This window comes from Aurantimonas sp. C2-5-R2, assembly GCF_036549495.1.
Taxonomy (GTDB): domain Bacteria; phylum Pseudomonadota; class Alphaproteobacteria; order Rhizobiales; family Rhizobiaceae; genus Aurantimonas; species Aurantimonas coralicida_A.
This window is the reverse complement of sequence record NZ_JAZHLJ010000106.1, coordinates 1-8,997: the sequence shown is the minus strand read 5'-3', so window position 1 is coordinate 8,997 and position 8,997 is coordinate 1. Positions and strand designations below refer to the sequence as shown.

The 8,997-nt window shown below is 63.2% G+C and carries 5 protein-coding genes and 2 pseudogenes; 4 read left to right on the top strand and 3 right to left on the bottom strand.

Annotation, left to right across the window (positions count from 1 at the left end; translation table 11 throughout):
• Nucleotides 1-221: 221 nt before the first annotated feature.
• Together VQ044_RS22440 and VQ044_RS22435 are read right to left on the bottom strand one after the other, a co-directional pair.
• Nucleotides 222-2,135, bottom strand: a complete 1,914-nt coding sequence (locus VQ044_RS22440; protein ID WP_331827785.1) for an ice-binding family protein — start codon at nucleotides 2,133-2,135, stop codon at nucleotides 222-224.
• A gap of 474 nt (nucleotides 2,136-2,609) precedes the next feature.
• A complete protein-coding gene (locus tag VQ044_RS22435; protein ID WP_442872994.1) occupies nucleotides 2,610-3,092 on the bottom strand; it encodes a L,D-transpeptidase in 483 nt (160 codons plus the stop codon).
• Nucleotides 3,093-3,767: 675 nt separating this feature from the next.
• Here VQ044_RS22435 and VQ044_RS22430 point away from each other — a divergent pair.
• Nucleotides 3,768-4,130: a cache domain-containing protein gene (locus VQ044_RS22430; protein ID WP_327649744.1), complete on the top strand. Its 363-nt coding sequence runs from the start codon at nucleotides 3,768-3,770 to the stop codon at nucleotides 4,128-4,130.
• Between the two features lie 27 nt (nucleotides 4,131-4,157).
• Nucleotides 4,158-6,761: an EAL domain-containing protein gene (locus VQ044_RS22425; protein WP_327649745.1), complete on the top strand. Its 2,604-nt coding sequence runs from the start codon at nucleotides 4,158-4,160 to the stop codon at nucleotides 6,759-6,761.
• Between the two features lie 21 nt (nucleotides 6,762-6,782).
• Here VQ044_RS22425 and VQ044_RS22420 read toward each other — a convergent pair.
• Nucleotides 6,783-6,887: pseudogene (locus VQ044_RS22420) on the bottom strand (hypothetical protein); the annotation flags it as partial.
• 195 nt (nucleotides 6,888-7,082) lie between these two features.
• Here VQ044_RS22420 and VQ044_RS22415 point away from each other — a divergent pair.
• Together VQ044_RS22415 and VQ044_RS22410 are read left to right on the top strand one after the other, a co-directional pair.
• Nucleotides 7,083-7,793 (top strand): annotated as a pseudogene (locus tag VQ044_RS22415) (IS66 family transposase); the annotation flags it as partial.
• 378 nt (nucleotides 7,794-8,171) lie between these two features.
• Nucleotides 8,172-8,997: transposase (locus VQ044_RS22410; protein WP_331827784.1), on the top strand; the 826-nt coding region annotated here is incomplete at its 3' end.

Below are 8,997 nucleotides of genomic sequence, written 5' to 3'. Positions count from 1 at the left end.
GGCCTGGACGCTCATCGCCAGCATCCGAATGCTCACGAGGCGCATCGCAAGATATTGGATCTATTGCTGAACTTTTGAATCAGGCTCTTAGGGAACTCACCTACAGAGAACAGATCGCACGCGACCTAAGATCCCGTCCGGCGGGTCGAGCGCGGCATGCTGTAGAGCACTTGCGCCACCGGCATGGCCGGCCGAGATTCCCCCCGACCGGCCCCTGTCCCCTACCAGCGGTAGCTGATCCGCCCAATGCCGGAGAGTGTGGTGGAATCGCTGGAGACTTCGCTGTCGAAGGTAGCACCGACCGCCAGGCCGCTGGACCAGAGCACGTCTGCTCCCGCCGAGGCGAGCAGGTAATCACCGGACTCGTCGGCGCCCTTGATCTGGAAATCCGACCCCGGCAAGGCCCGGAAACTCGCGTGGAGGGTTTCACCCGACACCTCGTCATGCGCCCAGGCGATACGGCTGCGCAGCTTGAGCGTGGCGTCGTTGGCGAGCGGAATGTTCTGGCCGAACCGGGCGCCGAGCTCGGTCCGCACGCCGGTCGAGTCGCTAGAGTCGATGTCGAGGGCGAAGATCGAATTGGTGTCCGACGACTCGCTGTAATCCGGGATGTAATATTGCTGGACCTGCAGGCTGGCATAGGGCGTGACCCATCCCCGGCCCGGTACCATGGCGATGTCGGGGACATCGAAGCGGTAGCCGGTTTCCACCCGGCCGGCGAGATTCCAGGCGGAGAAGTCGGCTTCGAAGCGTTCGGTGGTGCCGATCGTCAGGTTGCGTTCGGTCGACACGTCGCTGTAGCCCGCCGCAATCGAAGCAGCGACATAGGCAGCGTCGAAATTGGTCCGGCCGTAGATCGCCACATGCGCCATGTCGCTCTCGCCGGAGCCGCTGGCGCCGTCGAGACCGAACGTGCTCCTGCCGAGGCCAACGGCAAATCCGGCGATCGTGTCCGGGGTCAGCGCATAGTCGATGCCGACGGCAACGCCCACCGTGTCGATCTCGCGATCATGCGTTCCCCAGTAGCTGTCCCCGTCGGTTCGCGTCTCCTCGCCGTAGGCTGATATCCAGCCGTTCCAGGGTTTCGGCCGGGGGGCCGCGACCGGAGCGCCATACATCGCGACGCCGCCCAGCATCTGCAGGGTCGTCCCTGCCTCGGGGCCATAGCCGAGAACCCGAACGGTTGCCGGCGCCTCCGGCTGTTGAACGACGCGTTCGGGGGCGTAGGGGCCCTCGTCGCCGGTCATGCGGTCGAAGACCTGCGACATGAATGAATTCATCGCCTGCCGGCCGGCCGGCGCGACGGAGGAGCCGACCTCGCCGGTCAGCTGCTCCAGGAGAAGGACCGTCTGTGCCGGCGTCAGCAGGCGGAAGATCAGCGGCAGCTGGCCGGTCTCGTCGACGAATGCGTCGATGCCCGTGGCGACAGCGATCACTGTTGGCGGCACCACGACAACGGGCGGCGTAACCACCGGCGTACCGCCCGGCGGGGTCACCACCGGCGTGCCGCCCGGCGGGGTCACCACCGGGACCACCGGCACGGTCACCGCCGGCGGGCAGACCGAGATCGTGTTGGTGTCCAGCGTCACCGCACCGTTGCGGGCCAGAGCGGCGCCGCAATTGATGTCCGCGCCCGTGTTGAGGGTGATGCTCGTCAGGGCGAGGATCTGCCCCGCCAGCGTGGTTTCGGTGCCAAGCGTGGCCGAGCTTCCGACCACGAAGAACACATTGGCGGCTTGCGCGCCGTTGATCAGCGACACGGTGGAGGCGCTGGCTGTCGTCAGCGTGCTACCGATAATGATGATGAAGACGGCGTTCTGATTGAACTGCGCGTCCAGCGTCAGCGTCCCCGTCAGCTGTGCGGAGGTGTCGAAGTTGAACACGCCCGGGGCCAGCGTCAGCCCGGCGAGATCCTGCCCGGTGAGATCCACCGTTGCCGGCCTGTTGAAAAGGTCAGTGAACCGGGACGTGAGATCGATCTGCGCCTGGATCGCGACACCGTCATTGCGATAGAACGCGAAGGGTGGCGTCACTATACCCGGCGGAAAACCGGTGATTGCAGTGCCGGGACTGACGCCGACATTGCCGTTGATGATGGTGGTCCCGGTATTGGTAACCGTCGACCCCGCCAGCACACCAAAACTATCCAGGCTTTGTGCAAGCGATTTTGTTTCTCCGGCGCCGATCACGGCAAGTGCAGCCAGAGCGAGTTTTACACCAGCAAGTACTTTCATCGCAGGACCCCCACATTTTCCCCTATCACAAAGCCTTTAGTAGATTCCTGCGAGAAAGTCTGAACAAATCGTCGCAACTTAGCATTGCGATGGCCTGCATCGCGCTCCTGACCGGATAACGGCATGGCAGCTCGGGTCATCGTGAAGTCAGTGCCATCGGACAATTGCCGGGTACTGCAGGTGTTGGAACCATTTGCGATGGCGTCTAGGGCCAGCGATACGTCGTCAAAGGCGATGCGGGAGATGCGGTCTTTTACATCCGTCGGTGCGAAGGGCCGCACACGAAGGGGTGCTTCTCTGATTGCGGGCCTGCGCGAAGCCCGGCCCGCGATGATCGGACCGGAACCGGCCGTTGATCCTGCAGGGCACCGATGCTCATCGCATCACTGTCACTGAAGTGCCGACGCGGACGCGCGCGTAGAGGTCCAGGATGTCCGCGTTATGCATACGGATGCAACCATAGGACACAAAACCGCCGATGGAGCCCGGCCGATTGGTGCCGTGAATGGCGTATTCGCCGCCCGACAGTGTCATCGCCGCCTCACCCATCGGATTGTTCGGCGCGCCGCTGGGGATCAGCCTGGGCAGATCGGGGCGGTCGCGAAGCATCGCGAGCGGCGGTGCCCAGTGCGGGCGGATATACTTCCCGGTTATCGTCGCAGTGCCGGTCCACTGCCGGTCGGCCCGGCCGACGCCGACATCGTAGCCGATTGCTGTGCCGGGTCCGACCACGAGATACAGCCGGCGTTCCGCCGTCCTGACCACGATCGCCCCAGTCTCCAGACCCCCCGTGTCGACGCGAACCCGTTCCGCCGCGCCGGCGACATGGGCGAGGCCGCTCGTCGACAGCAGCGCCATGGTTACCAGGACCTGCAGGCAGCGGCGGCGCGGGCGGAAGACTGAAGGCACGGATGCAACCTCAACACAGGGTGATCAACAATCCGGCCGTCGCCGGTAGGTGCGCGGCCGGCTCTCCGACGGTTCTCTCAACAATATCATTGACCCGAACGCAATTCAATTCCTGCCCTCGCGCTTCACCCGGCACATCGCCGACCGCGACTACGAATGCGCCGCAGCGTGCCCGTGCTGGGCTCAGTCCCGGCCGCGGCGCCGAGGAAAGGGCAGGGGAGAGGCGAAAGGCAAGGGGAAGGGGAAGGGGAAGGGGAAGGGGAAAGGCAAGGCCAAAGGCCGAGGCGGAGGCAAGGGTAAAAAGCGATAGGCGGTAAACGTGCTGGCGGATCTTCAGCCAGGTTCGACCTTCGGCTTGCCGAGAATGCGCCTGACGCCAAGGCCATCTCGCTGTTCCGCGAGCATCCGGGATGTTCGTCACGGTCGAGGTCCCGCGCCAGTTCCTCGGGTCTCTATTTAGCTCCACTCGATCGTCAGCTAAGTGTTTGTGGCCGCACGGCAACGGTGTGATTCAAAGGAAACATGTGCGGACTTTAGATGGCGACACTGTGGCAACTTTCGGGCAATGTCCCGGCCATAGGAATATTTGACCTCTCACGTGGTTCTCGAAACGAGGCGATCGCGATGGTCAAGCGCGTTCAGACCAGCTTCGCCGCGGAGGGGGCGGATGCGACCTTTGCTCGCATCAACGACCTCTCGACCCCCGAATTCCACGACCGCGATCTCTATCCCTTCGTTTACGACCTGAAGGGGCTAAACGTTGCCCACGGGGCCCGCCCGGTCCTCGTCGGTAAGAACCTGAGTTCGCTGAAGGACCAGGATGGCAAGTATCTGATCCAGGAAATTATCGCGGTGGCGACCGGCCCCGGGTCCGGATGGGTGGACTATAAATGGCCGCACCCGATCACCAACAAGATCGAGGACAAATCCAGCTACATCGAGAAATTAGGGGACTACGTCGTGGGCGTCGGAATCCACAAGCCATAGAGAGAACAGGGGCGGAGAGACGACGGAATGAATGCGCGCTTCATGTCTGCATGGGTCAACGACCTGCCGATCGGCGTGAAGGCGTTCGGCGGCTCTGCGATTCTGCTGATTTCGCTGATCGCCACAGGCGCCCTGGCTGTCATGTTGCTCGGGGCGGTCGCCGAACGTTCGGAGAATGTCGCGACGTCGGCCATCGCGAAAGAGACGATCCAGGAAAGGTTGATCGACGCCGTCTCCGAAGCCCATCTCGACCTGTTTCGCTATACCGCCTGGGTGAGCAACGGCGTCAACAGTGAGCGTCTCGATCAGTTGCGCATGCAACTCACCCAGGAGGGTGAAGCAGCTAAGGTCCATGGAGCTCGTCTCGCAAGCCGTGACGACCTGACCCCCGCCGAGATGCGGGAAGCTCGGATGTTTACCGAAAACTGGACGAAATACCTCGCAGCAGCGAAGGAAACCGTCGATGTCGGGACCGTGGATCCGGCGATGGGTACCATGTTGCTCGGCGGGAGCGACGACGATTTTAAACGGGCCGTCAACCACTTGCGGAAACTGAAGGGAGCGGCGCGTCTTCAGACCCGCACGCTGGTGGATGAGTTGCTTTCGCAGGCGGCGACGGGCGCTCGCGCCATTCAGATCAGTGGCCTCGCCGCAATACTGGCATGCCTTGGCATCGTCTTTTTCTTCGTGAGATCCATCGTTATCCCGGTCCGTTCCGTGACGCGCGCCATGCGGGAAATCTCCTTCGGGAACCTCGATTTTCGCCCCAGGTCGGCAGATGACGGCCGACAGGATGAGATCGGCCAGATGGTTTCGGCGATTGCCGCTTTTTGCGCGGAGATGCGTGATGCCAAGGAGGTCATCGAGCGGAACGAGCACGATCTCCTGAGCCAGAACCAGCGATTCGACGCAGCCCTGGCGAACATGTCGCAGGGCCTGTGCATGTTCGATGGGAACAAGAGGCTGATCGTTTCCAACGCCCGCTTCGCCGAAATGTATGGGATCGATCCGGAGATCATAAAGCCCGGGATGCACTTCCGCGACATTCTGCTTCGCCGGATTGCCACAGGTGCATTCGTCGGTGGCGACCCGGAAGAATACATCCGAGAACGGCTGGTGTCGGTAGAGGAGCGTGTCTCCCGCGTGAAAGTCCACCAGCTCGCCGACGGCCGTTCCGTCGCGCTCTATCATCGTCCAATGCCGGGGGGCGGCTGGCTCGCCACGCATGACGACATCACCAATATTCGGCGGATCGAGGCGCAGATTACCCATATGGCTCACCATGATGGGTTGACGGATCTGCCAAACCGCATGCTGTTCGGCCAGAGGCTCGACGCTGCGTTCGATGCACGTTCGGGGCGCCGCAGAGTGGCCGTTCTCTGTCTGGATCTCGATGATTTCAAGAGCGTGAACGACACGCTCGGTCATCCGACCGGGGATCTCCTGCTCAAGGCCGCGTCGGCGCGCCTGATCGAATCCGTCGGGGAGACCGGTCTGGTGGCGCGCCTGAGCGGCGACGAATTCGCGATTATCGTGCCCGCCGTACGGAAACGGGGGGAGCTGGAAGGCCTGGCGCGGCGGGTCGTCGAGGCGATGGCACAGCCTTTCGATCTCGACGGACACCACATCTGCGTCAGCGTGAGCATCGGTATCGCACTCAGCACCAGCGAGACCGCAGAGGAGTTGGTCCGCAATGCCGACACCGCACTTTATCGCGCGAAGGCGGAGGGGCGGGGCGTCTTTCGATTCTTCGATCCGAGCATGAAGGCTGCCCTGCAGCGCAGGCGCCAGCTCGAGGTGGATCTGCGCCGGGCGATCGGGGAGGAGCAGATGGAGCTGCATTTCCAACCGATCATCGATCTAGCGCCGGATCGCGTTGTTGCTTTTGAAGCCCTCCTTAGATGGAACCACCCATTGCATGGGCCCGTCCCGCCGAGCGAGTTCATCCCGGTCGCCGAGGACATGGGTTTCATCAAACCGCTGGGTGAATGGGTAATCCGACAAGCATGTCTTGCAGCGGCGCAATGGCCGGACGACATCCGGGTGGCGATCAATCTGTCACCGGTGCAGTTCGGCAAACAAAACCTGGCGGCTGTCGTGGCTGACGCCGTGACCGAAGCCGGTATCGCGCCCCATCGAATTGAGCTGGAAATCACGGAATCCGTGCTGCTGGGCGATAACGACGCAAACCTGAAAACCCTCCAGGATCTGCGTCGCCTTGGCGCCCGCATCGTAATGGACGATTTCGGAACTGGCTACTCCAGCCTCAGCTACCTTCGGAGCTTCCCGTTCGACAAAATCAAGATCGACCGCGGCTTCATCAAGGACATTGCGACAAATGTGGAAAGCGGCGCCATTGTGAAGGCGGTCACGGACCTCGCCGCCAGCCTTGGGATGACGACCACGGCTGAAGGCGTGGAAGATCCGGAGCAGCTCGACTATCTTCGATCGCAGGGTTGCTCCGAAGCGCAGGGGTTTTATTTCAGCGCGGCACGACCGGCCGCCGAGATACCGGCCATGTTAGCGCGATTAACGATGGAAGCGATGCGACGGCGCGTGGGGACCGACCGCGAGGTCAGCAGTATTCCTGCTCCGGTGACAGACCGAAGATGGCGCGCCGATAGGGCCTAGCGCAGGATGACCCGGTCTTGGTGGGAACGGCGCGGACGTATCGCTGACGGTGGTTCTGACGGATCTGCCGCGAATTGCGCCCTTCAGACCCATCTGGCGCATCAGCCGGGCGACGGTGCAGCGTGAGGCGGTTGCGGATTGTTAGTCCGCCGAATCCGGACGGCCTGGGATTGGCCCGGAGGTTGCCGTTCGAGGTCGCGGACGCGGAAAGCTACGCGATCACGGGAACGTCAGCGCCTGTCGCAAGAGCCGGGTCGAGGAGAAGCCGAAGTAATTGCCCACCCCCTTGCCAACGGCGCGGATCGCTGAATCCATAGCGGCATGGAACGCGGTGATTTGCAGCGGCTATCGAAGGATGAACTGATCGATCTGGTGCTGCGGCTGCAGCGACCGGAGAAGACGTCGCGGACGTCGTCGAAGCCGCCTGCGACAGACCGCAAGGAGCGGCGCGACAAGGCCAGGCCGGGCGGCGCCAAGCTTGGCCACGAGGGCAAGGCCCGCGCGATGAGCGAGACGTTCGACCGGCAGGTCGACCATCGTCCTGATCAGTGCCCCTGTTGCCAGGCCGAACTCTCTGACGACTTGCCCGCCGAGACCGCAGGCGAATACGAGACGATCGAGCTTCCTGTGATCCATCCAGTGGTCGAGCGCCATCGGCGCCTTTCAGTGCGATGCCCGTCCTGCGGAGGGCTCGTCGTCGCGCCTTTGCCGGACGCGGCAAAAAGCACACCGTTCGGGCCGCGCATCCATGCCGTGGCGACCTATCTCAAGACCTTCCAGGCTTTGTCCTACGAACGTCTGCAAGGCGCGTTTGCCGATCTCTTTGGGCTGTCAATCAGCCAGGGCGGCCTGATGAACATGTTGCGGCGGTCGCAGACCGCCTTCGCACCCGAGCGCAACATAGCCATCGCGGCCCTGCGCCGGGCAAAGGTCATCGCCTCCGACGAAACCGGCGTGCGCATCGAGGGCTCGAACGCCTATCAATGGGTGTTCCGATCGAACGAAGCTGTCGTGCATCGCGCCGCTCCGACGTATGCCTCCGGCGGGAACCGCCTTGCGTAGATGAGGCAAGATCGCTGTTTTGCGGCGTGGTTTGGCAACCACGGTGCAAACAGCGAGGATAACCACGTGACCTTCCAGCGGATTGATCTGGCTCGAGATCGAGGGCGACGCCGGCCCTGGCCGACTTCATTCAAGGGGATGTCCCGTTCACTGTTGAATTTCTGAAGGGGGCGGCGTTGCCCGCCTTGAGCCGGTAGGCTCGGGGTGTCGAATCCACTTTGGAGAGCAACGCCATGAAGAATGATACCNGGGGATGTCCCGTTCACTGTTGAATTTCTGAAGGGGGCGGCGTTGCCCGCCTTGAGCCGGTAGGCTCGGGGTGTCGAATCCACTTTGGAGAGCAACGCCATGAAGAATGATACCACATCGACGACGGCGCCGGGCAGCGGGCCTGTGGCCGAAGCGTTTGCCGATGTTCAGCAGAGTTTCGAGCGGCTGTGTCTTGCGGCCGGGATGGAAGCGCTGGGGACCATGATGGAGGCCGACGTTGAAGCGGCGTGCGGTCCGCGCCATGGCCGGGACGACAAGCGCGAGGCGCACCGCTGGGGCAGGACGCGCGGGCGGGTCGGTTTCCACGGCGGCAAAGTGGAGGTCGAACGCCCCCGCGTTCGGGGCGTCGGTGGCCGGGAGGTGCCCATCGCCAGCTGGGACCGGGCGACGGCGGAGGACTGGCTCGGCCGCTGGGCAATGAACCTGATGCTGATCAACGTTTCCACCCGACGGTTCGGGCGGGCGGTGCGGTTGCCGGAGGGCGACGTGCCGGCGGGTCGTGGCAGCGGAGTATCGAAATCAGCGGCGTCTCGCCGGTTCGTAGCGCTGTCGGCCGAGAAGCTGAACGCCTTCATGAGCGCCGACCTGTCGAAGCTCGATCTGCTCGTCGTCCAGATCGACGGGCTGCATGTCAGCGAGGATCTGGTGCTTGTCGCCGCGATCGGCATCGACGACCAGGGCGGCAAGCATCCGCTCGCGGTGGTCGAGGGCGCTACCGAGAATACCGCGACCGTCCAGGCGCTTCTGGACAATCTTGTCGAGCGCGGGCTCGACCCAGCCGTTCCGCGGCTGTTCATCGTCGATGGGGCGAAAGCGCTTTCCAAGGCTATCCGGGCGACCTTCGGCAAGGACAGCCTGATCCAGCGCTGTCAGATCCACAAGGCGCGCAACATCATGGATCGCC